We start from the raw sequence: 22,988 nt of genomic DNA on the forward strand, positions 1-22,988 counted from the left end.
TCCGCGACAGCCGGAACCCGTTCCAGGCATCCCTGCATCCACCGACAAGCACCGCCCGGCTGTGGGGCAAGGGGTCGAAGAGCCCAGGACTTGCTGTGCCGTCGGCTGCGGCCCGCAGAAGGCGACCATTCTCAGGATGACACTCCGTAGCGGGTGGCGATCGCGACGGCGCGGTTGCGCAGGGAGTCGCGCAACCACTGCGGGGCCAGGGCTTCGGCGTTCGTGGTGAGCTGCCACAGGGCCCATTCGGCGTGTCTCGGGTCTTGGAAGGTCACCTCCAGCCGCAGCCAGCCGTCTGCGTCGGCTTCTTCGGCGCGGACGGTCAGTGCGGTGCCCACCAGGTCCTCCCTCCGCGCCGGGTCCACCCGGACCAGCACGGTGACCTGGTCGCCGCCGGTGCGAAACCGCGTGCTGCGTTCCTGCCAGGCCCGGTCCAGATCGACCCGGTCTGGTCGCTGTGCGGGTTCGGCGAGTTCCTCGGCGGCCAAGACCCGGGACAGTCGGTAGGTGCGGTCGGCGCCGGACCTCGTGGCCAGCAGGTAGCCCTGGCCGCGTACGGTGACCAGGCCGATCGGGTCCACCGTGCGCCACTTCGGGGTCTGGCCCACAGCCGCGTAGTGGATTCGCAGCTTGTGGCCGGTGAACACCGCGCGCCGAACCTCGGCCACTGTGGCATCAGGCACCTCCTCAGCGACCAGCCGGCGCGAGAGAAGGTCGATCTCGGGGTCGATGAGCAGTCGCTGGGCCGCGCCGGCCGCGGTCTCCCGATAGCTCTCGGGTAGCGCGTCGACCACCTTGAGCATGGCCGAGGCGAGCGCCGAGTCGAGGCCGAATGCCTGTGCGCCGCGCCGTGATCCGGCGACCAGCAGGGCAAGGGCCTCATCGTGGTTCAGTCCGGTGAGCTCGGTCCGGAATCCGGGCAGCAACGCGAACCCGCCGTGCCGACCGCGTTCGGCGTAGACCGGGACCCCGGCCGCGGACAGCGCCTCGATGTCGCGCAGCACGGTGCGGGTGGATACCTCCAGCTCGCGGGCCAACGCGGCTGCGGACAGCCGACCGTGCTGCCGCAGCAACAGCACCAGTGAGACCAACCGATCGGCGCGCATACAAGAACGTTACCGAAATACACGACACAGGATGTCGTGATTTGTTGGGAGGCTCATCACCGCGACCAAAGGACGACGGCTACCGAGCCGATCGACGTACGCAATGTCAACGAATCGAATGGAGCTGATGCGGCAATGGAACGAACGGCGGTCAACCCGTGGGCGTGGTCGGTGGAGATGGGGTACAACCAGGGTGAGATCGTCTCCGGGCACACCCGAACCCTGTACTGCGCCGGACAGACCTCGATGAGCGGCGACGGCAAGCCCCAGAATGTCGATGACATGGCGGCTCAGTTGGCGCTGAGCCTCGACAACCTGGAGGCCGTGCTCGGCGAGGCCGACATGTCCCTCGCGAACCTCGTCCGGCTCAACGTCTACACCACCGACGTCGATCGGCTCTTCGAGCACTACGGCGTGCTGGCGTCGCGGTTGGGCGCCGGCGGGGTGGCACCGTCCACCACGATGCTCGGGGTGACACGGCTGGCGATCCCCGACCTGATGGTCGAGCTCGAGGGGACCGCCGTCGCGTGATGCGACCTCGCCGCCTCCGGCAGGGCTGCCGGAGGCGGCACGAGCAGTAGGCCGGTGGGTGATTCCGGCGCTCAGGATGGTGCAATCGGCGTCCATGGCTTCGGCGGGACGCGGACGTTCGTCTGCTACCCGACGTACGCCAGCGCCGCGGTGTCCGCCGGCCGAGCACGCCTGGGCGAACTCACGCCGACTGCAGGCAGGAATCCCCCATGCCCGGATCGCCTACGGCACCACGGTGAGCTCGCCCCAACCGCCAACTCCAGTACACCGCCACGCGGTCGGCAGGCGTTCGCGCCGCGAACTCGCTGCCGAGTACGCCCGCCGCTACACCACCGGAGATCCTCGACAGCGCCGGCCTCACGCCGATCGTGTCGGCGCTGTTGAGCAGTGGGGGACTGTATCGAGGCTGACCGTGCCCACCGAGGCCCTCACCGCCATCCCCGACGACGCCAGCGACGCCGGGGATGGCGTGGACAGCGCGTCGGAGCCGGCGCTGATCAAGGCGATGCCAGGCAAGAACAGCTTGAATGCTGCACAAGATCGACAAGCTGACCGTGATCCGGGCGATCCGGCCGCCGGATTGACTGATATGGCACCGAAGTGCTGGCGTGTTGGAGGTCCCGGGCGGTGGTGGAGTCGCGCTCGCACCTCCGGCGGCGTGCACGCAGTTCTCCGTCCGCGGCGGTGACGCTGCCGGTGGAGCGGGGGCAAGAGGTCACCGACTCGCCGGTGGATCTACCGATCCCCTCGGCGCACCGGATCGGGCGGTCCGCGCCGACCAGAAGATCACCAAGGAGCTGGTCAACGCGTTCGAGCGGGTGACGGGCAAGGAGAACATCCTGTCCCGCATCACCGATGTCTCGCTGACCGCTCGATCCTCCTCACAAGCCTTTTCGGTTGCTCAGGCGAAATCAGTCGGCGGGCTTGCCGAACCAGCGGGAGAGGTGGTCGTCCAGGTCCTGCTGATCGTCGCCGATCCAGGCGACATGGCCGTCGGGACGTAGCAGGAGGCACGGAACATCCAGTACCGCAGTGGGATCCGCGAGGTAATCGACCCGGTCTGACCAGCCGCCGACGGTCAGGCGTTCGGTGCGGTCCAGCAGCAGGCCGCGGCCGCGATGCAGCAGACCGTAGAGGTGGCCCTCTTTCACGTCAATGTCGCGCAGACGGCGGCCGAGTAGGTCGGGGCCCTCGCCGAAGTCGTAGCGGATGCCGATCGCGGTGATCTTCTCGATCAGATAGCGGTTCACCTCGTCGAAGTCCATCAACTCGGTGAGCAGCCTGCGCACGGCCTGCGGGCCAGGTCCGGTGGACAGCAGTTCCGTCTGGGCGCGGGTGTTGTCCAGCACGTCCTCGGCGACCGGACGACGTTCGGCCTGGTAGGTGTCCAGCAATGTTTCCGGCGCCCAGCCGCGGATCTGTGCGGCCAGTTTCCAGCCGAGGTTGAATGCGTCCTGAACGCCCAGGTTGAGGCCCTGACCGCCGATGGGCGGGTGGATGTGCGCCGCATCGCCGGCCAGCAGCACCTGACCGACCCGATAACGTTCGGCCAGCCGGGTGGCATCCCCGAAGCGGGACAGCCAGCGCGGGGAGTGCACGCCGAAATCGGTTCCGGCGATGGCGCGCAACTGATGCTTGAAATCCTCGAGGGTGGGCGGTTCCGCGCGATCGCTGACCCCCGCGGCCGGAACCACGACGCTATAGACCCGTTCACCGAAGGGCCTGAGCCAGAATCGCTTGTTGATCTCGCTGATCTCGGTCACCTTGGCGGCGATCTCCTCCTGCGGCACACCCACTTCCATCTCGCCCATCAGCGTCTGGGTCCGCGAGGGCTCGCCGGGGAAGCCGACGCCGAGCAGTTTGCGCACCGTACTGCGCCCGCCGTCACAGCCGACGAGGTAACGCGACCGCAGCTTTTCTCCGTCGGCCAACTCGACGGTCACACCCTCGTCGTCCTGCTCGACCCCGGCCACCGCGCAACCGTGCCGGACCTGTGCACCCAGTTCGATCGCATGTTCTTCGAGCAAGTGAACGATGACCGGCTGCGGGATGCCCAGCAGATATGCGTGCGCGGAATCCAGGCCCTTGGGCGCGGGTTTGGGGATGGCGGCGTAGAAACCGCCGGCCGGACGCTGTCTTCCATGCTGGAGAATGCGTTCCAGTAGTCCGCGCATCGCCATCAGCTCGAGACTGCGAATATGCAGACCGACGATGCGGACGAACGACACGGGCTCGGTTTCCTTTTCCAGAACGAGGACCCGCACATCGTGCAGCCGCAGTTCGGCGGCCAGCATCGCACCGGTCGGCCCGCACCCGGCAATGATCACGTCGAACATGCTTGGCCCGCGATCGGCGCCGGAGGCCGGCGACCAGAGTTCGGGGACGTCGCCCACAGTGAAGTCGCGCGCGACCGAACCGTCCGACGACGGCTCAGCGGTGACCTGCGGAGAGTGCATAGGTGTTGCCTTTCGGGAGTGCCTTTTGGCGAGGCGCTCCCGGCGACACCTACGTCAATCGCCCGACCGTGACGGGAAGGGGAGCACCCACGTCGATACAACGTTCATGGGTCTCACCTCCTCGGGCGGTGTCACGGTCAACTGCAAGCTACAAGCCTGACCATCACCCCGTCCAATCCTTTTCCAGCCACGTGATCACGACTCCAAACGGGCCCCTGTGGTTGCAGGACGAGTCCGGCGTGGCGGCCCGGCTAACAGGCTGGTCAGCGGGCGCGGCGGCGGGAGTGCGGGTCGGTGTCGGCGGTGACGGCCGCAGAGGTGGCTTCGCCGAGGTTGGCCAGGTGGGCGCGGCGGGCTTGGGCCTGGAGCTCGACGGCGCCGCGGCCGGCGGTTGCCAGATGCTGCAGGGCAGAGTGGCGGAGCTGGTGGAAGGTCCAAGCCCCGGCTTTGTGGGTCGAGGGCGGCGATGGCGGTCTTTAGACATCGTTTCATTTCGCGAGTCGGCGGTAGCAGATCATGGTTGCGGCGATGCCGACGAAGGCCAGGAAGTGCTCGGCCTTGCGTTCGTAGCGCCGGTGCAGACGACGGCAGCCGGCCAGCCATGAGACCGTTCGCTCGACCACCCAGCGGTGGCGGCCCAGCCGCTGGGAGGACTCGATGCCCCGGCGGGCGATGCGCACCACGATGCCGCGCGAGCGCAACCAGCGTCGCAGCCGCGGGTAGTCGTACGCCTTGTCGCCGTGCAGCTTTCCGGGGCGGCGGCGACGTGGCCCACGCCGCGAGCGGATCGGCGGAATGCCGCGCACCAGCGGCTCCAGGCCCTGGCTGTCGTGGGTGTTGGCCGCGGAGATCCCGACAGACAGTGGCAGGCCGGTCTGCTCGGTGAGCAAATGGATCTTCGACCCAGGCTTGCCGCGGTCGACAGGATTGGGACCTGTCAGGTCCCCCCTTTCGCGGCCCGGACACTGACCGAGTCGATCGCGCACCGCGACCAGTCCAGCTCCCCGCGGCTGCCGAGCTCGTCCAGCACGACCCGGTGCAGCTTGGCCCACACCCGCGCGTCGCTCCACTCGGCGAAGCGGCGGTAGATGGTCTGCCAGGAGGCCCCGAACACCGGCGGGATCTGCCGCCAGGTGCAGCCGGTGGTCGCCACGAACACGATCGCCGCCAGCACCTCCCGATCGCCGGCCCGACGTCGTCCACCACCCTGCGGCCGCGTTGGCGCAGGTGGCACCACACGCTGGAACAACTCCCACAATTCGCCCGGAACCAGGTGCTCCACCATCATCACGGCGAAACACTATCGATCACACCAAACGAAACGCGGTCTTAGCAATATTCGGCCCGAAGGTAGGACCGCCGCCCGCGCCCGGTGGCCCGGGAGATGTCGGCCGCTGCGGGGGCGCGCCGACCAGAGGTGGGGGCATGGCGGACGGCTAGGAACACCGGCCCGGTCGCGGTGCTGGTGGCTCAGTGCACGTACTCGATCGCGCCGCCCTTAGACACGACCCAGGTCCAGGTCGCCTCCGCCGCGGCGGGCGGCGAGCTGGGCGGACGCGAGCCGGGTGTGGCAGGTCATTCCAATTCTGTGGCGCATCGTGGTCACTTCCTCGGGACGAGACTCAGTGAAGGACGGTGAGCAGGCCCTCGACGCCGCGTTGGAACGCGGCGCCGACGCTCTCGACGCCGTCGAGGTGGGCGCCGGTCATGGCGCCGTCACGCATCATGACGAAGTGCCGTGCGGCGTGATCTGGTTTGCCACGCCGCGGTGAGTCCCCGAAGACCTGCGCGAACAGCTCCGTGAGCGTGGTCACGTACCAGGCTCGATGATCGAGGACCACCTGGCGCACCGGGTCGTTGGGGTCGGGGTACTCGTTTGCGGCATTGAGGAAGGCGCACCCGCGGAACTCTGGTCTGCCCAGGTCGTCGGCGACGGCGGTACCGATCGCGCGCAGTGCGTCGGCCGGCGACGGCGCGGCTTCGATGGCGGCCTGCGTGTCGGCGCGGATGTGGGCGTCGACGCCGCGCAGGTAGGCGAGTACGAGGTCTTCCTTCGAGGGGAAGTGCCGGTAGAACGTCGCTCGCGTGGCCGGGGCCTCGGCGAGGATTCGCTCGACCCCGACCGCACGGATCCCCTCACGGTAGAACAGCACGCTGGCCGTGGACAGCAGCCGTTCTCGGGCCTCGGACCGTCCCTGCCTCCCCGAGCTGCTGTTCTGGCCGTCGGGCGCGGGGCGGATCGGTGTCGCCATGGCCCGATCCTAGCAGAAAGAACGATCGGTCTTGCAATCGCCGGCGATGTCTGCCAAGCTCAGCGCTGCAAGAGAGAACGGTCTTTCTACGTGGAGGCATCATGCCGAGCCGAGACGCGACCAGCCGCTGGCAGGGCGACCTGCTGCACGGCAAGGCCGCCGTCAGCTTGGACTCGTCGAACGCCGGGGACTTCGACGTGTCGTTCCCGACCCGAGCCGCGAGGCCCGATGGCCAGACCGGTCCGGAGGAACTGCCGGCCGCAGCGCACTCGTCGTTGCCTGGCGATGAACTTGTCGGGCGTTCTGGGCGCGGAGAACCTGACCGCGACGAGCATGGACGTCTCGGTCGAGGTCACCCTGGGCCTGCCCTGGACGAGGGCTTCGAGATCAGCGGAGCCGCGACCATGCTGCGCGCTGAGCTCGACGGAGTCGACGCGGCCAGGTTCCGAGAACCGGCGATCGTTGCCGCGCAGTCCTGCCCGATCTCCAAGGCCCTGGCCGGTACCACGATCACCCTCGACGCCGCCCTGACCTCGTGAGCGCCGACCACCCGCACCACGCGCCGAGGATCCTGGGAGACTCGCGTGTCGAGGAACAACACGGACAACCCGCCTCGAACATGACCGGTGTTCGAGACACCCTTGAGGTGACCGGCAGGACGATGGCGCGTCTGGGGTTCGGGGCCATGCGGTTGACCGGTCCCCGCATCTGGGGACCGCCCACGAACCAGGCTCGCTCGGTCCGGCCGACCCGGAGGGCGGTCGAGTGCGGCGCACAGCACATCGACACCGCCGACTCCTACGGCCTCGGTGTCGCCGAGGACATCCTGCGCGAAGCCCTGCACCCCTACCCTGAGCTGCTGCTCATCGCGACCAAGATCGGCCAGCTCCGACTCCGGCCCGACGAGTGGGGACAGGTCGGGCACCCGGCATTCCTGCGCCACCGGTGCGAGATGAGCCTGCGCCGACTCGGCGTGGAGTGCATCGAGCTGCTCTACCCGCATCGAATCGACCGGCTGGGCGCGCTGAAGGAACTGCAGGACGAGGGGAAGATCGCCCACATCGGGCTGTCCGAGGTCGGGCTTGACCAGATCACGGCCGCCCGAAGCCTGGTCGTCATCGCGGCCGTGACCACTGCACACACGAGCACATCCCGCTCGTCCGTGATACCCGGTCATGAACGACAGGCAGTGTCGCCACCGAGACCGGATCGCCCCCGACGCAGGTCGCACTGGCCTGGTCGCCGGCCCGAGCGCGCGTGGTGTGTCGGATCCCCGGCACCTTCTCGCTCGCCCACCTCGAGGAGAACGTCGCGGCCGCCACGCTGCAGTTGACCGACGACCAGGTCGCGAAACTCACCGCAACAGCCCACACAACCGTCGCGGTCGACAACCAGGCGTAGAGGGACACGCACTCGCTTCCACGGCCGTCTGGGCGCTTGAGAAGACCGCTCCCATATTCGGCTCGACGGAATCTCCTTCCCCATGGGCGTCCGAGCCACCTACCTGACCTCTGCCATTCGACCTCGAATGAAGGGAAACTGTCATGACCACCACCGCCCCGGCTGTGACCGGTGTCGCAGCGACACTTCGGCGGCTCTACTTCGTGCGTTTCGGATTCGCCCTCGTTTGGGCGGTCCTGCTGTTCCTGACCGCGTCGGGCATCAACCTGCTGACCGCGGTGCTGATCGTGCTGTACCCGGTGTTCGACGTGGCCGCCGCAGTCGTCGATGCCCGCTCCGCGCGGGTCAATGTGGCCGGTGGATCCGCGAACGGGTCCGTCCCAGGTCTCTACGTCAACATCGCGATCAGCACCCTCGCCGCCGTCGGACTCGCCGTTGCCCTCACCTCCGGAATCCCAGCCGTCCTGCGAGTCTGGGGGGCTTGGGCCGTCGTGGCCGGCATTGTGCAGCTCGTCGTGGCCATTCGACGGCGCCGCATGGGAGGACAGTGGGCGATGATCGCCAGTGGGGCCATCTCCGTGCTGGCCGGCATGTCGTTCTTCCTCATGGCATCGAACGCAGAAGCTTCCTTGGCCAATGTGGCCGGCTACGCCTTGCTCGGCGGCGTCTTCTTCCTCGTCTCCGCGGTGCGCCTCGGACGGAACGTCAGCCAAAGCACCGGGGGGAGGAACTGACATCACCGACCACACCACGGGGTGCGCAGCCAGTCCTGCAGCCGCTGGGCTGGCGCTGCCAGCGGATGAGGCCGGACTGGCCTGCGAGTAGCCGGTAGAACGGGCCTGGCGGGCGTCGCTGCGGGATGGATTTCCAGATGACTCTTCGGCTTGATTCGATAGGCGTGCCGCTTGCGAGAGAGGCTGGGACGAGATCGGATCCAACGGGTTCCCCGTCCCCTCACCCGGATGCCGAGTGGATGGCCAACGCTATCTTCGCCGCACGTGACAACGGCCTGAGGGGCGCCGGATCAACGGTGGTGGCGCCCGAGTCCATCCACTTCTCCACCACTGACCAGAACCTGTTCACCGAGTGGCACTCCCGCTATGGCGACCGCGGGGTCCTGGTGTACTGGCATGTCGAACGAGGCTCGGTCGTCGTGCACTCCCAGACGCTGCGGGCCTCGGCCTTGGAGGTCGCCGCGATGTGAGGGGGCCATCCGGCACAGCACCACCAAGACCGTGGAGGGCAACTACGGGCGGGCGCCGAGCCCCTGCCACTGTGGCTGAAGCTCCACAGCAGGGGCAGCATCGCAGACGGCTTCCGCGAGGAGCTCCTTATCGAAGTAGCGACCATCCTCGCCGACGCCGCCGACGATGTCGGGTTCAGCTTCCGGCTCTCCGACGACGGGGCCATCGCCGACAAACGCCACAAGCCACCGACACCTATCCGCCGCGGCCACGCTTCCCGCATGGATTCTGCTGGAGTGACGATCCCCTGCCCGCCCCTGGCCGGAGCACGGTACGGACCGACCTGCCCGAACAAAACGAGCCTTCCTCCAACGAACCCTGACCGGCTCGGCCGCCCACCGTCCACGCCGCTGACATCGACTTCGCGCTCAACAACCCCCGGGCCGCTTGATCCACGGTGAACGCCGACACGTTCGCTTGGACAGGACAGCCGCCGAGGACCCACCCCGTCTGCAGACGTCCGACCGGTGCACTGCTGTATTCGACCGGAAGCGGGGCCGGGTCCAAACGGGCTGATAGCCGGGTGGCGGAGCGGCACCGGCGACGGCGCGCGGACGCCCCAGCAGGAGCGCGGCGGGCTCTTGCGAAATCCCCCGATCACGGCGACTCCCGTGGACCAGCTTCAACGTCTCCCTGGGCCGTGTTCGTCGACCTGCTGCTGACCGGGCCTACGGCTCGGTCGGCTTGCGGGCGAGGAGACGGCCGTGCTGGAACCTCTCGTTCTCACCCGGCGCGCGGCGCAGCCGGCCGACCTCCGTGAGCCCGGCCTTGGACGCCAGGTCCGCGACGTGGTCGATGGAGAGCCGGTAGGCGAGGGACACCTTGTGGTCGAACGGCTCGGCCAAGTGCGGCGAGTCGGCGTCGGTCGCGAAGACCCCGACGAGCAGGTGACCGCCCGGCGCCAGCACCCGCGCGAACTCCGCGAAGATCACCGGCAGGTCCTCCGGAGACGTGTGGATGATGGAGTACCAGGCGAGAACGCCGCCCAGCGCGCCGTCCGCAATGTCCAGCGCGAGCATCGAGCCCTCGTCGAACCGCAGGTCCGGGTACTCCTGGCGGGCCAGCTCGATCATCGCGGACGACGCGTCGACACCGAAGGCGGTCACACCGAGGGAGGCCAGGCGCGCCGTGACACCGCCGGGTCCGCATCCGAGGTCGGCCACCGGCCCGCCGCCCGCGGCCCGTACGAACTCGGCGAACGCTGCGACCAGGGCACTGTCCAGGGGATGGCCTTCGACCGAGTCGCGGAACATCTCGGCGTAAAGGGTGGCGACGGCGTCGTAGGCCGCGCGGGTGGTGTCCAGGGAGGAAGACTCGATCACGGTTGACGACCCTAGTCCGCCGCTCTGCCGTGTTCGACCGTGTCGTGTTCGGGGCGGGGGTCCGGCGGAAACATGGCTCCGCGAGCACCTGTGATCGGCGGGAAGGAGCTCCGGTGTCCAGGCGTCGTCGGTGTGTGTAGGGCGGGCCGAAGTCTCGGGTGGCCGTGCGCTTCACCGAGAAGTCCGCGCTGGTGACCGCCCGGAGAGGGAATGTGTCCGACGACGCGCAGGTCCTGGACGAGCTGCGAGCGATCCGTCGGCTGCTGCAGGCGTATGGAGGCCGACTGGTGGAGGTCGCGGACGCGCAGCGGGAGGAGCCCGTTCGTTCGCGGGGGGACGCGACGCCCGGACGCCCTCGGTGCGCGTCTGGACGGACTGTTGGACGACCTGTAGGGCGCGCAGGGCCTTCAGCGCTGAGCTGGCTAGCGATTCCAGGTTCCGCTGGCGGCGGTGCCGGGGTGGTAGCCGAGGGCCTGGGCGACGACGGGCGCGGGCGCTTGGAGCACGAGCTGCCTGAAGGCCGCGGTGCGGGTCTGGGTGACCGGGACACCGTGCACACGCAGTTGCTGCAACGAGAGTGCCTGGGGAGAGGGGTTGTCCGACGCGGCCGCCTGGGAAGAGCCAGCCGCAGTCGGGGTTGGCGGCGAGTTCGGTGAGCATCGTGGCGAACGAGTCGGGCGCGCCGGAGTCGGCGGGTCGCCAAGGCGCAGCGACACCTGGCCGTAGTGGTCGAGGACATCCTCGACGGTCAGGCGGACGAGGCGCTTGACGGCTGGCCCGCGAGGAGGATCGGACCGGATTTTGGCGGTAGAGCGTCGGGTTTGACGACGGTTCGGTGACGGGCCGGTTGATTTCCTGTCAGACGAGCAGGTCGCGCGGTATCGCCGGTTCCGTGATGAGGTGACCGTCGCCGAGTTGGAACAGTTCTTTTGGCTGGCCCCTCGGGCGCGGATGGTGGTGGCTGACAAGCGGCGTCCGGCGACGAACCTGGGCTGGGCGGTGGAGTGGGGCACGGTGCGGATGCTGGGGACGGTTCTGGCCGATGCGCCGCTGAAGGTGCCCGACGAGGTGGTGGCGTTCGCCGCCGAGCAGGTCGGGATGGATGCTGCGTGCGCGCCGGAGTACCCGAACAGGCCCAAGACCGCCTATGAGCATGCGTGGGAAATCCGCGACCTGCTGGGGCTGGCAGAGAACTGCTGGAGCGATCCCTTCGACGACCTCACCCCGCCCGGCCGGAGCGAGCCCCGCTCCGGCCAGGTCGCACCCCAGGAGCCGTCCCACAGCCACCACACCATCCGGCCGCCCACCGGCAACCAGAACACCCCGCCCTGGACGCTGCCGGCCACCACCACTTTGGCCGCCGTCGACATCTGAAGGTTCGGCACCCGCACGGACGCGCGGACCCAGTTGGTGCTCCGCAAGGAGATGAACGACCTGATCGCCGAGGCATGGCGCATGACCCGGATCCCCTGCTGGGCCTGCCACCGCGAAGACCGCGGCGACGGCGCGCTGTTCATCGTCCCGCCCGAGGTCGCCGCCGACCACTTGCTCGCCCCCTACGCCAGCCACCTCAACCTGGTGCTGCGCCGCCACAACCAGCTCGCCGACCCCACTACCCGGATGCGGCTGCGCCTGGCCGTCCACACCGAACGCATCCACCGCGACGACCACGGCGTCGTCGGCCCCGCCCTGGTCCACCTGTTCCGGCTCCTGGACGCCCCCGCCTTCAAACGCTTCGCTGACGACGCCGTCGGATAACTCACCATGATCGTCTCCGACCGGCTCTACACCGGCGCCGCCCAAAGCGGCGGCCTGATCAACCCCGCCGCCTACATCCCCCAGCGCATCACCAGCAAGGAGACCCGCAGCCGCGCCTGGATCTGGACCCCGCCCCAGCACTGACAGGGCGGTGCCCGGCGGCGGCCGCGCGACCGGGGCGCCCGGTCGCGTTCGAGGGCCTGTGCGCGTCTACGTCGAGCTGCCGGATCGTGGAGTACGTGCAGGTTCCCGGCCGACGCGTGCGGTCGCAGTCTCCGATTTCAGCACGTAGATGATCGTGTTCCTGCCCGCCTGACGACCTGCGAGATTCTCGCAGCAACTCACAAAACCCACCCTCACCGCGTGGACCACCGCAGGCGTGACCACCCTGGAACAGATCACCCCGGCCGACGCGCAACAAGCTCTGCAGGGTCTGGCCGGCTCGGCCCGAAGAGGACTCGCCATCGCGCTGCGGAGCTTCTTCCGGGCGCTCAGGCAAGAGCGGGTGCTCCTCCGAGAACCCCACCCGGAACCTACCGGTCGGTGACCTCAAGAACATCCCCAGATCCGTCCCCTCGGACCTGCTCGCCGGGCTGCTCCAAGAGGCGAAGACACCACTCGGGCGCCTGGTCATCGCGCTGGTCGCCATTCACGCTCTGCCCGGCCACGAGATCGGGCGCCTGCACACCGCCCATCTCGACCTGTCACGCGGCATCCTCCAAGTGCGCCGCGGCGCCCTGCGCCACACCCTCTACCTGGAGGAACTCCCCCACCAGCTTGCCGCCGACTGGATGACCTACCGCCACCGCCGATGGCCCACCTCGACCAACCCTCACCTACTGGTCAGCCGGAAGACTGCGCACGATCCCGACCACCCGCCTGTCAGTTGCGGCCTCCTACGCCTTGCCCTCCCAGCGAGCCTCACCCTGAGCGGCCTTCGCCAAGACCGCATCCTCAACGAGGCGGCCGAGACCGCGGACCCGCTGCACCCGATGCGCTTGTTGAAATCACCGAGCAGACCGCCATGCGCTACGTCGCCGCCGCGCATCCTGAGCGCACGGCGAAACTCCCCCGCTAGACCGCGCGGGCAGAGCGGAGAGCGGCCTACCAGTCCTTCGGCGTCGGCGTGGATGTTGGTAGCGAGGGTGGGCAGGTCCTTTGCGGTCCTTGGCGCTGGGCGGTGGCCATGGCCTGGCGCATCTCGTCAGTGATCTCGATGGGTACTAATTAGTTGTTCACCGCCCTGCTGGCGGTAAGCGATGGGTGACGCATGCCCCGTCCTCCTGTCAAGGCGCCGAAACTATTCCCAGATCGCCCTGTTGTGGCCCCCTTGGGCGCTCTTGTCGCGCTCTCATTCTGGCGTTTCGATCTAGAGGGTGACGTTCTGTGGTGCGTCACAGTCGCGGGGTGTCGGATGCGTCACCCGCGTTCTGTCCTGCCTGGCCCTGTCGTAGTGGGCGCGTCATCGGCCTGCGCTGTTTTCCCAGAGAAGGAGTCGTGACCATGACCATGCTGACTTACACCCTGATCACCGACCCGGCGTCCCTTGAGGCGTCAGCGGCCGGGCGGTCCCCGTCCACGGGGACGGTGTACCTGGTTGTCACCAACACCGGACAGGCTGCGGCGTACTGGTCCACGATCGAGGTGGAGCTCCCCGTGGGCAACGGCGCCGGCCACCTCACCCCGAACATCACCACGATCAAGGCCAAGGGCGAGTACAACGGCACCCAGCCGGTGAACCTCCAGCCGCAGGGCAACACCTTCCGGGCCATCGCCCCGGCCGGTGCCAGAACCTCTTTCGACCTCGGCGACTACATGGTGCTGACGCTGGAGAACGTCACCGTCGCCGCCACCGCCGGGCTGGCCATACTGAAGGTGACCGAGGACACCAGCAGAAGCAAAGCGCCAAAGGTGAAGCCGCGCCCCGGCGTCGCGGCGGTGCCGCTGGTGAAGACCGCTCCAAAGCAGATCCAGATCCCGGCGCCCCGCAACTTCCGCCCGGACAACGCCATGGTGGACGCCGGAACACAGATCACGCTGAGCTGGGACGGGCCCGCCGACTTCACCTACGAGATCAAGTTCCCAGGCGCCCCGAACCCCGTCCCCGTCACCGGGGGCACCTGGTCCGACGCTCCGAAGCAGGCCACCACCTACACTCTCATCGCCACCGACCCCAGCACCCGGCAGCAACACTTTCTCACCACGACCGTTCAGCTGCGCAATCCCACCTTCGAGACCGTCACCGCCACGACCGGCATACGCACACCCTGGGTGCAGGGAAGCAACGCCGACGACGGGTGGATCAGCTTCCCCAAGGATGGACTCAATGTGTACGAGGCGGGGACGCATGAGCGAGGGAATGTGGTAGCCGAGAGAGTGAAAGCCTTTGGGTTCAAGGGGCTACGCGCAAGCGACGGGTGGGTCATGCCCAGCGAGGGCGGGATTTATGTGTACGGGAACGAGAAGATGGCTGACGTGATGGGGTATGTGACGGCCGGCTTGATTAACTCCGAGAAGTGACCCATTGGCAGTAGGGGCAAAAGCACCGACGATGGGCAAGGTAGGGATCGTCGCGGTCAGCCGGTGGGCAGCTCGACGTGAGCGGTCGGGGTGCCAGGCTCGAGTTGGGGGCGCTGGCCGGTCTTGAGCTCGGGGACATACCTGTAGATGGTCACTCGGCTCACGCCCAGCAGCCGGGCGATCGTCGCGTCCGGCTGCTGGGCGAGCAGGGCGCGACCCCACCGTGACCTCGGAATTTGCGTGTGCGGTCGCCGGTGGCGCGGGGGCCTGAGCGGCTGGGGCGGCCAGCAGGCCGACAGCGAGCAGGCCGCCGGCGTTGCCGAAGCCGAGGATGGTGTCGTGGTCACCGCGCGGACCCAGACCACAAGCGCGGTCTGTTACCAGTGTGGGACACCGACCGGCCGCCGTCACAGCCGCTATCGGCGGCGACTGCACGACCTCGCCGCAGGCGGCAGACCGGTCTTGATCCTCCTTGAAGTGAGTCGGTTCTTCTGCGACAACCCCTCGTGCGAACGGCGCACCTGATGCGATCCAGTGCGCCGACAGGTGGCACCTGTGGCACAACCTGGTCCAGGCCGTCGAACGGACCGTGTTCCGGCACCGCTCGTGCCTGCGTGACCACCACTCCCAACCCGAAACTGAACCACCGGTACCGGAGCGGAAGGGCTGGACCAAGTTCGCCGAACGCACCCGCGCCAAGCACGCCCGCATCCACGAACTGAAGGACGCCGGGCACGGCATCCGCTCGATCGCCCGCCAACTCCGCATGGGATCCGGGACCGTGATCCGCTACGTCCGGGCCGAGACCGCCGATGAGCTGTTGTGGGGGCAGTGGACCACCAAGCCCAGCAAGGTCGACGACTACAAGCCCTATCTTCACCAGCGGTGGGAGGAAGGCGAACGCAATGCCGCCAGATTGCTGGAAGAGATCACCGCGATGGGATACCGCGGCAGCTACGGTGCCCTCAGCGCCTACCTGCGCCCCCTGCGGGTTCCGCAGCCGGTCACGGCCGCCGCACCTTCGGCCCGCAAAGTGACGGGCTGGATCACCACCCGCCCCGACCGGCTCGACGAAGAACACGAACTCCAGCTCAAAGCGATTCAGGAGCGGTGCCCGGAACTGGATGCGCTCGCCCGGCACGTCCGTGACTTCGCCGTCATCCTCACCCAACGCCAGGGCCAGGATCTTCCGACCTGGATCGCCGCGGTCCGAGCCGACGCCCTGCCCAGCCTCCACGGCTTCGCGGGCGGACTCGAACGCGACCTGGACGCGGTCATCACAGGGCTCACGCTCGCCTTGGAACTCCGGCCCGGTCGAGGGTCACGTCAATCGCATCAAGATGCTCAAACGCCAGATGTTCGGCCGAGCCGGGTTCCCGCTGCTGCGCAAGCGAGTCCTCAACGCCCATTGAAGAGGAACGGCATGGCCCTTTCACTCGATCCGACCCGCCGACGAATCTCCGCCGACCTACGCCGTGTCGCCCAAGCACGTCGCGACCTCGCCCTCCAGCACCCGCAGGACCACGACGTCTACGAAGCGGAGGCCCGCGCCTACTCCAACGCTGCGGCCATTGCCGAGGGCGACACCAGCATGATCCGCGTCCTCACCGCCCACACCGACTAAGTGCCGTCCGTGATAGCCGTCTGCCTCCCTTGATCACCCGTCTCCTCAAGGGAGCAGCGGCATACCCCAGCCCACTGAACACCGGGTCAGCGTCTGCACTCCCACTGGCCACCTCAGACAGGAAGGATTTCGAAGGTTCCAGAGGCAAGTGAGCCCTGGCTTGATCGACGGCGCACGGCAACTGTCGGGAACCGCCCCCTCCGCGCTCGTTAACGTCGCTGGTGAACGAAGGGGGAAGCGATGCTGGACTGGTTGAACAAGGCCCTGGAGCACGTCGAGGAGGACCCCGGTCGCCCGGTGGACGTGGCGGCGATGGCGCGCACCGCGCTGACCTCCGAGCACCACCTGCGCCGGATGTTCGCCGCACTGGCCGGGATGCCGCTGTCGGAGTACGTGCGACGGCGCCGACTCACCCTGGCCGGCGCCGAGGTGATGGAGGGCCGCAGGACGCTGCTCGATATCGCCGTCAGCTACGGATACTCCTCGGCCGAGGCGTTTACCCGGGCCTTTCGCGCCGTCCACGGCATCACTCCCGGCCAGGCCCGGCGCACCGGCGCCCCCGCTGGTCTCCCAGTCCCGCCTGGCCTTCCACCTCACCATCGAAGGGAGCACGGAAATGCGCTATCGCATCCTCGACAAAGACGCCTTCGCCCTGGTCGGGTTGAGGAAGCGGATTCCCAACGTCGCCGAGGGCCCCAATCCGGATATGGTCGCCTTCACCGAAGCGGTCGATGGCGCCACCTGGGAACGTCTCGACGCGCTCAGCGACCAGGAGCCCCGCGGCGCGCTGTCGGTCACGGTGGCCCTGGACGAGGGTGGGGACTTCGGCGAGGAGATCGACTACTACGTCGCCGCGGCCACCACCGTCCCCACCCCTGAGGGGATGGAGCGCCTGGAGGTTCCCGCGGGCACCTGGGCGGTGTTTCGCTTCGAACGGGTGGAGTTCCCCCGTGGGCTGCAAGCACTGTGGCGCGCGGTCTACACCGAGTGGTTCCCGGCCCACCCCACCTACCGCACCGCCCCGGGCCCGGCACTGGTGGCCGTCGAAGACGAGGAGGAGCCCGACATGGGCTCGGGCCATTTGTGGGTGCCCGTGGAAAAGTAGGGCCTCGGTACCGGGGAACGAGCAGGGATCGCCGCTGACGAGGCACCTTGCAGCCCCCGCGGTGTGTCGGCGTCCGCATCCGACGCCGACACACCGCGGCCCGGTCTTTCGCCCCCGCTTCCGCCGCGCCCCGCAGCTAGGGCCGTCATGCACCGGGCATTGGCTCTACCGAGACGAGCGCAGCAGGCGGCGAAAACCTCGGCGACACCCCGGCGCGCTGCGACAGAGAATCTGGATTACCTGTCGCACTGAAGCCATGCCCCATTCACCGGATCCGATCCGCCAGCAGATCTCCAATGATCTGCGCCGCGTCGCCCGAGCATGCCGAGACCTCGCCCACCAACACCCCCAAGAGCACGAGATCTACGAAGCCGAGGCCCGCGCCTACGACAACGCTGCGGCCATCGCCGAAGGCGACACCAGCATGGTCCGCGTCCTCACCGCCCACACCCCACAGAGTGATTCTTCACGGACCGTGACCGCTTCACGGAATTTGAGCCAGATCCTCAGAAGCAGGAACGTTTGTCCATCGGTTGTAGCAACGTTGGCGTTTGCGTCGTGCGTCAGGATGTCGATGAGTTCCGTCAACGGTGCGGCTCTGCGTTCCGCGGTTCGGCTATTGCGGATGGCGACGTTCGGGGATGGGCTGGGGTCGCCATGCTGTCGCGAGCATGGCTAGCAGGAGCCCGATGAGGGTCAGCCAGTAGCCGATGTCTTGCGCGTTCGACGGCGGGTTGATCAGCGGGGAGGCCACGCCAGGCAGGACGTAGATGGCCGCCGCCAGTGCCCAGCGTGGGCTGCGCGCGATCGCGGTGGCCAGCACCCCGGCGAGCAGGAGGACGCTCTCCGTGCCCGCCCTGACCAGTTGCCAGGTCTCGCCGTACTCTCGGCTGCCGGGCATGTAGGTGAGCGCGAAACAGGCCGCTGGGATCACAAGCCACCACAACGGCCGCGCACGCAGACGCTGCGGTCGGCCTGACCGGCTGGCCGCGAGTGCTAGGGCCCCGATCGCCAGCACGCCGTAGGGGGCCATTGAGACCCAGTTGTGGTTGGCCGGTCCGAGGATCTGCGGCAACCAGGACGTCGCCTGAGCCCCCAGCAGCATGGCCCGGCCGGTCGAGGACGCTACGGCCAGGGCGAGTGGTAGGGCCACCAGTGCCCAGCCGCGCAGCAACGCCCCCACCAGCAGTGCCGAAGCGGCCAGCCACCAGGGGGACGCATGGTCGGCGATGCCGTAGGCCAGATTCGCCAGCGCCAGCATTAGCAAGCCGAGTTGCAGCCCGTCGGCCCACCACGGCGCGGCGGTGGCCGCACGGGCCCGGGCGGCGAAGCCCGCAGTGAGGAGCCCGGCCGTCTCCCGCGGCGAGGGAGCGCGGCGCGAGGTGCCGCCCAGCAAGGTGCCGATGATCTCAGCGCCGTACTCGACGCGGTGACCGGGCGGAAACGCCCGCAGGAACAGCCGGTACCAGCCTTCGGTGAATGCTCCGCTCATGCTCCGGCGTCCCCCGTCACCAGAGAGGGGCGGCCCGTGACGACTCGGGCGGCCTGTTCCAACCGCAGAGCCTCGCGGGTCACCGCCAGGCGCCCGTCCTCGGTCAGTCGGTAGTAACGACGCGGACGGCCCTGGACGGTCTCCTCGCGGTCCACGACGATCAGTCCGTCGCCCGCCAGCCGGTCCAGGGCTCCGTAGAGGGTGCCAACGGCCAGTCGGACCCGCCCACCCGACTGCTCCTGCGCCTTCTTGATGATCCCGTATCCGTGCACCGGACCGTCCAGCAGCGCGGCCAGCACGAAGTACGTGGGCTCGCTCATCACCGTGGTTCGTTTGACCATACGGGGGACGATGTATCAGCCACCGAAGTATCGAGGGCGAGGCCTGGCCTTCGGGGTGGCTGAGTGCAGAAATTGGCGGTAGCCCCCATCTGACCGTGCTGACCGGATTGGCGCTGGTGTTCGTAGCGGCCACGCGATCACGGCGGGGCAGGTGTCGGTGTGGGCCGACATACCAGCGGCCGGAGCGCCGTTGCTGGACGTCATCGGGCGGGGGGCGTTCAGGTGGCGCAGGAGTTTGCGCGCCAGGGCGTCCAGGGTGGTCAGTTCTCGGTGTGAGGTTGGCCAGCAGGGCGGTGACGCGAACTCACCATCCCGACCGGCAAGCCTCCCTCGTCCGCCTCGTTGTACCGGGCCGTGGCCGATGAGCGCACACAGACCACAGTGAACACCCGACAGCGCAGCTGACCGGCTACCTTGCGGCTCGCCGTTGCTTCAGGACTCCCACGCCGGATCGATGTGGCCGCGCTTGGAGCTGTTGCGGTTGACCAGGGCGTTGCGGCGCTGCCTGCCCGCGGGTGGTCCGGAGCACCCGCTGATTGATGTCACTGACTGAATTCAGTCAGTGCCGAACGTCAGCCAACGGCGTACAACGTGAGAATGGCACTTCCGGCTGAAGAGAAGCGGACTCGGCGTGACGTACAGCGGCTGGAGACACGGCGGCAGGTGTTCGAGGCCGCGATCGCGGAGTTCAGGCGGTCGGGCATGGCCGACGCGGACATCGGCGCGATCGTCAAGGCGGCGGGCGTGGCGCGCGGGACGTTCTACTTCCACTTCCCGACCAAGGAGCACGTGCTCGCCGAGCTGACGCAGCAGGAGGAGGAGCGGACGGCCAAGGAGCTGGAAGGGTTTCTCGGCGCACCGCATGATCTGCGTTCTGCGCTGGCCGAGGTGGTCCGGCTGATCGTGGCGGTCGAGCAGCGGGTGGGGAGGGTGGTGTTCCGGGAGATGCTCGGGCTGCACTTCTCGCCGACCCGGCCGGCCATCCGTCCCGATGCCCACGCATGGGCGGACTTCCCCCTCTTGGCCCTCATGGTGAGGGAGATCGAGCGGGCGCGCGACCAGGGTGAGGTTCAGCCGGAGAGCGCCCCCGTCCTGGCCACGCAGTTCTTCATCCTCGGCCTGTACGCGGTACTGATCACCAGCCACGAGTGCGACGCGTCCGCGCAGTTCGTCGCCACCACCCTCTACGGCCTGGAACCCCGATGAATCGGGCGCCGCGGTCCAACCCTTGCCGCCGGCCGTGCGGCAACCCGTCGACACGGAGGTCCCCTCATGCTGGAGAACATCTGGAACCTCGCCCTGACCTGGCCGGATCTCGTGCGCTACGGTCTGGCCTGGCTCGTGTGCACCGCGCTCGTCGTCTTCTGGTACTGGGTGATGAGCCGCATCGGGACGTTCTGAGGCCCTCGCCCTCCGGCCCGCGGGGGAAGCGGTGATGGCTGGGCCCGCGACCTCCGCGATGCGGATCGAGCGCGGCTGTGCCCTGCTCGCGGTCGCCCTCTCGGAGGGAGGCCGCCAGGGCGCCCGGCTCAGCTCGGGCGAGCGTCGCGGCTTCGGCCTGAACGCGGCTCGCAGCATCGTTGAGGTGCCCCACCCTGCTCCCGAGCCCGGCTGGACGCACCGCACTCTGACATGCGGGGTCGCCTTGCAGTGCGCGCCGTCCAAGGACCGCGTGGCCCAGTGCCGGGTGTCCTTGCTCTCGGGCCGGGAACTGCGGGCACTATCGATCGCCGAAGGCGAGGTCGCGCTCGGCTGGACGAACACGCGCTGGCCCGGCCTGATGCCGGAACTGCGTCGGATGCTTCCTGGACTCGACATCGGCGACGGCGGGCTGGAGGGCCCTCAGATCGTCGAGCGCGCGGTGCGCCTCGCGCGATCAGGCGGCACATTGGCCCCGCACCCGCTGCTCGGGCGGCTGCCGATGCCGGTCCCGGCGGGGCGCGGACTGGCCGCGGCCATGCGCAGGGTCTATGGGCGGATGCCGTGGACCTCCCAGCGCACAGACTCCTACAAGGAGTACTCGGTGCCGGTCGGAGGCGACGGCGGGGCCAGGAATCCCAACGTCCCGCCGCCGAGCCGTCCCGAGGAGGAGGAGATCGAGATCCGCCCCGACCGGCGGGCCGGAATCCCCTACCCGGAGTGGAACGCCTGGACCGAGCGGTTCCTGCCCGACCACGTCGCCGTCCTGGAACGCAGGTACACGCCCGCTTCCCCGCCCCGCCCCATCGCCTCCCCGCAACTGCGCCGATGGTTCCATGCGCCCACCCGTCGCGTGATGGTCGACCATCTGGAGGACGGCAGCGAACTCGACATCGACCGCTACATCGCCCACCACGTCGCCACGATCACGGGCGAGCCCTCGGAGGCCCGCCTCTTCCGCGACCTGCTGCCCGCCGCCCGGGACGTGACCACCGCCCTGCTCCTGGACGGCAGTTCCTCGCTGGGCGCCCAGCACGGCCGGGTCTTCCGGCTGGAACTGGAGTGCGCCGACGCGCTTTCCGAGGCCATGACGTCGGCCGGGGAACGGCACGGGATCTTCATCTTCAGCGGGAACACCCGGCACCGGGTCGAGGTCCGCTGCCTGAAGGACTTCTCCGACCCGCGCCTGGCGGTGCCCGGCGACATGGGCCTGGTGGCCGGCGGCTACACGCGGCTGGGATCGCCCGTGCGGCATCTGACCAGCCGGTTGCTGGAGCAGCCGTCCCAGCGGCGGCTGCTCATCGTCATCGGAGACGGCCTGGCCTCCGACGAGGGCTACGAGGGCCGGTACGCCTGGGCCGACGTCGCCCACGCGGTACAGGAGGCGCAAGAGGCCGGCGTCTGCCCCTACTACATCGGCATCGGCCCCACCCGGGTCGATCCCCTGCCGGAGATGTTCGGGCCCGGCAGATCCAGGCGCATCCGGCGGGTCGAAGAGCTCCCCCGGGTGCTCGCCCATGTCCACCGCGAGCTGGTCGCCGCATGAGTACGCGACCTCTGGGAGGCTCGATGTCCACGTACTTCTCCCAGGGCGACGAAGTCACCCTGTTCGAGCGCGCCCACCGCCGGCAGCTCCCCATGATGATCACCGGGCCGACCGGCTGCGGCAAGACCCGGCTGGTCGAGCACATGGGCGAGCGGCTGGGACGGCCCGTCGTCACCATCAGTTGCCATGACGACCTGACCAGCGGCGACCTGGTGGGCCGATTCGTCGTGGCGGGCGGCGACGTCATCTGGAACGACGGCCCGCTCACCAGGGCGGTCAAGGACGGCGCCCTGTGTTACCTGGACGAGGTGGTGGAGGCCCGGCACGACTCCCTGGCCGTCCTGCACTCGCTCACCGACCACCGGCGCACCCTCTACCTCGACCGCGCCGGCCAGGTGCTGCACGCCCCGCGGGAGTTCATGCTCATCTGCTCCTACAACCCGGCCTACCGCAGCTCGCTCAAGGACCTCAAACCCTCGTTCCGGCAGCGGTTCGTCACGCTCGCCATGGACTACCTGCCGCCCGACCGCGAAGCCGAGGTGCTGGTGGCCGAATCGGGCATCGACCGGCCCGCCGCCGAACGCCTCGTCCGATGCGCGACCGGCATCCGCACCGCCGACCAGATCTTCCACCTCGAACCGCCCTCCACCCGCGCGCTGGTGGCGGCCGCGCAACTCATCGCCGCCGGAGCGGACGAACTCCACGCCACCCAGGCATGCGTCCTGGCACCACTCAGCACCGACGGCGCCATCACCGACGGGCTACGGGAGATCGCCGCCGCAGCCCTCAGCACCGACCGGACGTCCACCACCTGAAATCCGTCCACCCTCCGGGGAAGAGAGCGGGCCAATGAACGAACAGGACCGGCAAC

The 22,988-nt window shown here is 68.6% G+C and carries 24 protein-coding genes and 2 pseudogenes; 17 read left to right on the top strand and 9 right to left on the bottom strand.

Going from position 1 to position 22,988, the window contains the following annotated elements:
• Nucleotides 1-131: 131 nt before the first annotated feature.
• Nucleotides 132-1,106 (bottom strand): helix-turn-helix transcriptional regulator, encoded by a 975-nt coding sequence (locus tag ACZ466_RS49605; protein WP_378283698.1) that lies wholly within the window; start codon nucleotides 1,104-1,106, stop codon nucleotides 132-134.
• 135 nt (nucleotides 1,107-1,241) lie between these two features.
• Here ACZ466_RS49605 and ACZ466_RS49610 point away from each other — a divergent pair, with 135 nt between their 5' ends.
• The gene (locus ACZ466_RS49610) at nucleotides 1,242-1,637 is read left to right on the top strand and encodes a RidA family protein (protein ID WP_378283699.1); all 396 of its coding nucleotides are present in this window, start codon (nucleotides 1,242-1,244) and stop codon (nucleotides 1,635-1,637) included.
• Between the two features lie 911 nt (nucleotides 1,638-2,548).
• On the opposite strand, the gene rox is transcribed toward ACZ466_RS49610, so the two are convergent.
• The 3 genes from rox to ACZ466_RS49625 form a co-directional block, all read right to left on the bottom strand.
• Nucleotides 2,549-3,973, bottom strand: coding sequence for a rifampin monooxygenase (gene rox / locus ACZ466_RS49615; RefSeq protein ID WP_378283777.1), 1,425 nt, complete (start codon nucleotides 3,971-3,973; stop codon nucleotides 2,549-2,551).
• 608 nt (nucleotides 3,974-4,581) lie between these two features.
• Nucleotides 4,582-5,378 (bottom strand): IS5 family transposase gene (locus ACZ466_RS49620; protein WP_378283778.1). Its coding sequence is split into 2 segments (ribosomal slippage): nucleotides 4,582-5,042 and nucleotides 5,042-5,378, totalling 798 coding nucleotides; the frame shifts between segments, so codons are not numbered across the junction.
• Between the two features lie 337 nt (nucleotides 5,379-5,715).
• Nucleotides 5,716-6,345 carry a TetR/AcrR family transcriptional regulator gene (locus ACZ466_RS49625; protein ID WP_378283700.1) on the bottom strand — a complete coding sequence of 210 codons (630 nt, stop codon included), beginning with the start codon at nucleotides 6,343-6,345 and terminating at the stop codon, nucleotides 5,716-5,718.
• Between the two features lie 101 nt (nucleotides 6,346-6,446).
• On the opposite strand from ACZ466_RS49625, the gene ACZ466_RS49630 reads away from it, so the two are divergent.
• The 5 genes and pseudogenes from ACZ466_RS49630 (at nucleotide 6,447) to ACZ466_RS49650 (ending at nucleotide 8,950) form a co-directional block, all read left to right on the top strand.
• A complete protein-coding gene (locus tag ACZ466_RS49630) occupies nucleotides 6,447-6,884 on the top strand; it encodes an OsmC family protein (RefSeq protein WP_378283701.1) in 438 nt (145 codons plus the stop codon).
• 146 nt (nucleotides 6,885-7,030) lie between these two features.
• Nucleotides 7,031-7,414 (top strand): annotated as a pseudogene (locus ACZ466_RS49635) (aldo/keto reductase); the annotation flags it as partial.
• A gap of 161 nt (nucleotides 7,415-7,575) precedes the next feature.
• On the top strand, nucleotides 7,576-7,746 hold the full coding sequence (locus ACZ466_RS49640) for an aldo/keto reductase (RefSeq protein WP_378283779.1): 171 nt from the start codon (nucleotides 7,576-7,578) through the stop codon (nucleotides 7,744-7,746).
• Nucleotides 7,747-7,889: 143 nt separating this feature from the next.
• Nucleotides 7,890-8,480, top strand: a complete 591-nt coding sequence (locus tag ACZ466_RS49645) for a DUF308 domain-containing protein (RefSeq protein WP_378283702.1) — start codon at nucleotides 7,890-7,892, stop codon at nucleotides 8,478-8,480.
• A 239-nt stretch (nucleotides 8,481-8,719) separates the two neighbouring features.
• Nucleotides 8,720-8,950 carry a Tn3 family transposase gene (locus ACZ466_RS49650; RefSeq protein WP_378283704.1) on the top strand — a complete coding sequence of 77 codons (231 nt, stop codon included), beginning with the start codon at nucleotides 8,720-8,722 and terminating at the stop codon, nucleotides 8,948-8,950.
• Between the two features lie 708 nt (nucleotides 8,951-9,658).
• On the opposite strand, the gene ACZ466_RS49655 is transcribed toward ACZ466_RS49650, so the two are convergent.
• Together ACZ466_RS49655 and ACZ466_RS49660 are read right to left on the bottom strand one after the other, a co-directional pair.
• Nucleotides 9,659-10,312 (bottom strand): class I SAM-dependent DNA methyltransferase, encoded by a 654-nt coding sequence (locus ACZ466_RS49655; protein WP_378283705.1) that lies wholly within the window; start codon nucleotides 10,310-10,312, stop codon nucleotides 9,659-9,661.
• Between the two features lie 422 nt (nucleotides 10,313-10,734).
• A complete protein-coding gene (locus ACZ466_RS49660) occupies nucleotides 10,735-10,884 on the bottom strand; it encodes a hypothetical protein (RefSeq protein WP_378283706.1) in 150 nt (49 codons plus the stop codon).
• Between the two features lie 283 nt (nucleotides 10,885-11,167).
• Between ACZ466_RS49660 and ACZ466_RS49665 the strand changes: the two genes are divergently transcribed.
• The 7 genes and pseudogenes from ACZ466_RS49665 to ACZ466_RS49695 all read left to right on the top strand — a co-directional run bounded on the left by ACZ466_RS49665 (nucleotide 11,168) and on the right by ACZ466_RS49695 (nucleotide 17,319).
• Nucleotides 11,168-11,686: a DUF4158 domain-containing protein gene (locus ACZ466_RS49665; RefSeq protein ID WP_378283780.1), complete on the top strand. Its 519-nt coding sequence runs from the start codon at nucleotides 11,168-11,170 to the stop codon at nucleotides 11,684-11,686.
• 51 nt (nucleotides 11,687-11,737) lie between these two features.
• On the top strand, nucleotides 11,738-12,070 hold the full coding sequence (locus tag ACZ466_RS49670) for a hypothetical protein (RefSeq protein WP_378283707.1): 333 nt from the start codon (nucleotides 11,738-11,740) through the stop codon (nucleotides 12,068-12,070).
• A gap of 6 nt (nucleotides 12,071-12,076) precedes the next feature.
• Nucleotides 12,077-12,214 (top strand): hypothetical protein, encoded by a 138-nt coding sequence (locus ACZ466_RS49675; protein ID WP_378283708.1) that lies wholly within the window; start codon nucleotides 12,077-12,079, stop codon nucleotides 12,212-12,214.
• 1,359 nt (nucleotides 12,215-13,573) lie between these two features.
• Nucleotides 13,574-14,590, top strand: coding sequence for a hypothetical protein (locus tag ACZ466_RS49680; RefSeq protein WP_378283709.1), 1,017 nt, complete (start codon nucleotides 13,574-13,576; stop codon nucleotides 14,588-14,590).
• A 147-nt stretch (nucleotides 14,591-14,737) separates the two neighbouring features.
• Entirely contained in the window at nucleotides 14,738-15,115 is a 378-nt protein-coding gene (locus tag ACZ466_RS49685) for a transposase family protein (protein ID WP_378283710.1), read from the top strand.
• Between the two features lie 64 nt (nucleotides 15,116-15,179).
• Nucleotides 15,180-16,214: a hypothetical protein gene (locus ACZ466_RS49690; protein WP_378283711.1), complete on the top strand. Its 1,035-nt coding sequence runs from the start codon at nucleotides 15,180-15,182 to the stop codon at nucleotides 16,212-16,214.
• Nucleotides 16,215-16,454: 240 nt separating this feature from the next.
• Nucleotides 16,455-17,319: pseudogene (locus ACZ466_RS49695) on the top strand (AraC family transcriptional regulator).
• A 265-nt stretch (nucleotides 17,320-17,584) separates the two neighbouring features.
• Here ACZ466_RS49695 and ACZ466_RS49700 read toward each other — a convergent pair.
• The 3 genes from ACZ466_RS49700 to ACZ466_RS49710 form a co-directional block, all read right to left on the bottom strand.
• Nucleotides 17,585-17,767: a hypothetical protein gene (locus ACZ466_RS49700; RefSeq protein WP_378283713.1), complete on the bottom strand. Its 183-nt coding sequence runs from the start codon at nucleotides 17,765-17,767 to the stop codon at nucleotides 17,585-17,587.
• 168 nt (nucleotides 17,768-17,935) lie between these two features.
• Nucleotides 17,936-18,811, bottom strand: a complete 876-nt coding sequence (locus ACZ466_RS49705; RefSeq protein WP_378283714.1) for a hypothetical protein — start codon at nucleotides 18,809-18,811, stop codon at nucleotides 17,936-17,938.
• Complete coding sequence (locus ACZ466_RS49710; protein WP_378283715.1) at nucleotides 18,808-19,152, bottom strand: PadR family transcriptional regulator; 345 nt, start codon at nucleotides 19,150-19,152, stop codon at nucleotides 18,808-18,810. The genes ACZ466_RS49705 and ACZ466_RS49710 overlap by 4 nt, the downstream gene beginning before the upstream one ends.
• A gap of 597 nt (nucleotides 19,153-19,749) precedes the next feature.
• Between ACZ466_RS49710 and ACZ466_RS49715 the strand changes: the two genes are divergently transcribed.
• The 4 genes from ACZ466_RS49715 to ACZ466_RS49730 all read left to right on the top strand — a co-directional run bounded on the left by ACZ466_RS49715 (nucleotide 19,750) and on the right by ACZ466_RS49730 (nucleotide 22,932).
• Nucleotides 19,750-20,358, top strand: coding sequence for a TetR/AcrR family transcriptional regulator (locus ACZ466_RS49715; protein WP_378283716.1), 609 nt, complete (start codon nucleotides 19,750-19,752; stop codon nucleotides 20,356-20,358).
• Nucleotides 20,359-20,424: 66 nt separating this feature from the next.
• The gene (locus ACZ466_RS49720) at nucleotides 20,425-20,553 is read left to right on the top strand and encodes a hypothetical protein (protein WP_378283718.1); all 129 of its coding nucleotides are present in this window, start codon (nucleotides 20,425-20,427) and stop codon (nucleotides 20,551-20,553) included.
• 34 nt (nucleotides 20,554-20,587) lie between these two features.
• Entirely contained in the window at nucleotides 20,588-22,117 is a 1,530-nt protein-coding gene (locus ACZ466_RS49725) for a nitric oxide reductase activation protein NorD (protein ID WP_378283720.1), read from the top strand.
• Between the two features lie 23 nt (nucleotides 22,118-22,140).
• A complete protein-coding gene (locus ACZ466_RS49730; RefSeq protein ID WP_378283722.1) occupies nucleotides 22,141-22,932 on the top strand; it encodes an AAA family ATPase in 792 nt (263 codons plus the stop codon).
• Nucleotides 22,933-22,988 lie beyond the last annotated feature (56 nt).

This window comes from Actinomadura rugatobispora (assembly GCF_055379765.1).

Excerpts from the sequence above, each read along its gene's own strand:
- ACZ466_RS49720 (WP_378283718.1), top strand. The coding sequence starts at position 20,425 with ATGCTGGAGAACATCTGGAACCTCGCCCTGACCTGGCCGGATCTCGTG.
- ACZ466_RS49715 (WP_378283716.1), top strand. The coding sequence starts at position 19,750 with ATGGCACTTCCGGCTGAAGAGAAGCGGACTCGGCGTGACGTACAGCGG.
- ACZ466_RS49680 (WP_378283709.1), top strand. The coding sequence starts at position 13,574 with ATGACCATGCTGACTTACACCCTGATCACCGACCCGGCGTCCCTTGAG.
- ACZ466_RS49645 (WP_378283702.1), top strand. The coding sequence starts at position 7,890 with ATGACCACCACCGCCCCGGCTGTGACCGGTGTCGCAGCGACACTTCGG.
- ACZ466_RS49705 (WP_378283714.1), bottom strand. The coding sequence starts at position 18,811 with ATGAGCGGAGCATTCACCGAAGGCTGGTACCGGCTGTTCCTGCGGGCG.
- ACZ466_RS49730 (WP_378283722.1), top strand. The coding sequence starts at position 22,141 with ATGTCCACGTACTTCTCCCAGGGCGACGAAGTCACCCTGTTCGAGCGC.
- ACZ466_RS49605 (WP_378283698.1), bottom strand. The coding sequence starts at position 1,106 with ATGCGCGCCGATCGGTTGGTCTCACTGGTGCTGTTGCTGCGGCAGCAC.
- rox (WP_378283777.1), bottom strand. The coding sequence starts at position 3,973 with ATGTTCGACGTGATCATTGCCGGGTGCGGGCCGACCGGTGCGATGCTG.
- ACZ466_RS49630 (WP_378283701.1), top strand. The coding sequence starts at position 6,447 with ATGCCGAGCCGAGACGCGACCAGCCGCTGGCAGGGCGACCTGCTGCAC.
- ACZ466_RS49675 (WP_378283708.1), top strand. The coding sequence starts at position 12,077 with ATGATCGTCTCCGACCGGCTCTACACCGGCGCCGCCCAAAGCGGCGGC.
- ACZ466_RS49670 (WP_378283707.1), top strand. The coding sequence starts at position 11,738 with ATGAACGACCTGATCGCCGAGGCATGGCGCATGACCCGGATCCCCTGC.
- ACZ466_RS49685 (WP_378283710.1), top strand. The coding sequence starts at position 14,738 with ATGGTCACTCGGCTCACGCCCAGCAGCCGGGCGATCGTCGCGTCCGGC.
- ACZ466_RS49625 (WP_378283700.1), bottom strand. The coding sequence starts at position 6,345 with ATGGCGACACCGATCCGCCCCGCGCCCGACGGCCAGAACAGCAGCTCG.
- ACZ466_RS49610 (WP_378283699.1), top strand. The coding sequence starts at position 1,242 with ATGGAACGAACGGCGGTCAACCCGTGGGCGTGGTCGGTGGAGATGGGG.
- ACZ466_RS49710 (WP_378283715.1), bottom strand. The coding sequence starts at position 19,152 with ATGGTCAAACGAACCACGGTGATGAGCGAGCCCACGTACTTCGTGCTG.
- ACZ466_RS49725 (WP_378283720.1), top strand. The coding sequence starts at position 20,588 with ATGGCTGGGCCCGCGACCTCCGCGATGCGGATCGAGCGCGGCTGTGCC.
- ACZ466_RS49650 (WP_378283704.1), top strand. The coding sequence starts at position 8,720 with ATGGCCAACGCTATCTTCGCCGCACGTGACAACGGCCTGAGGGGCGCC.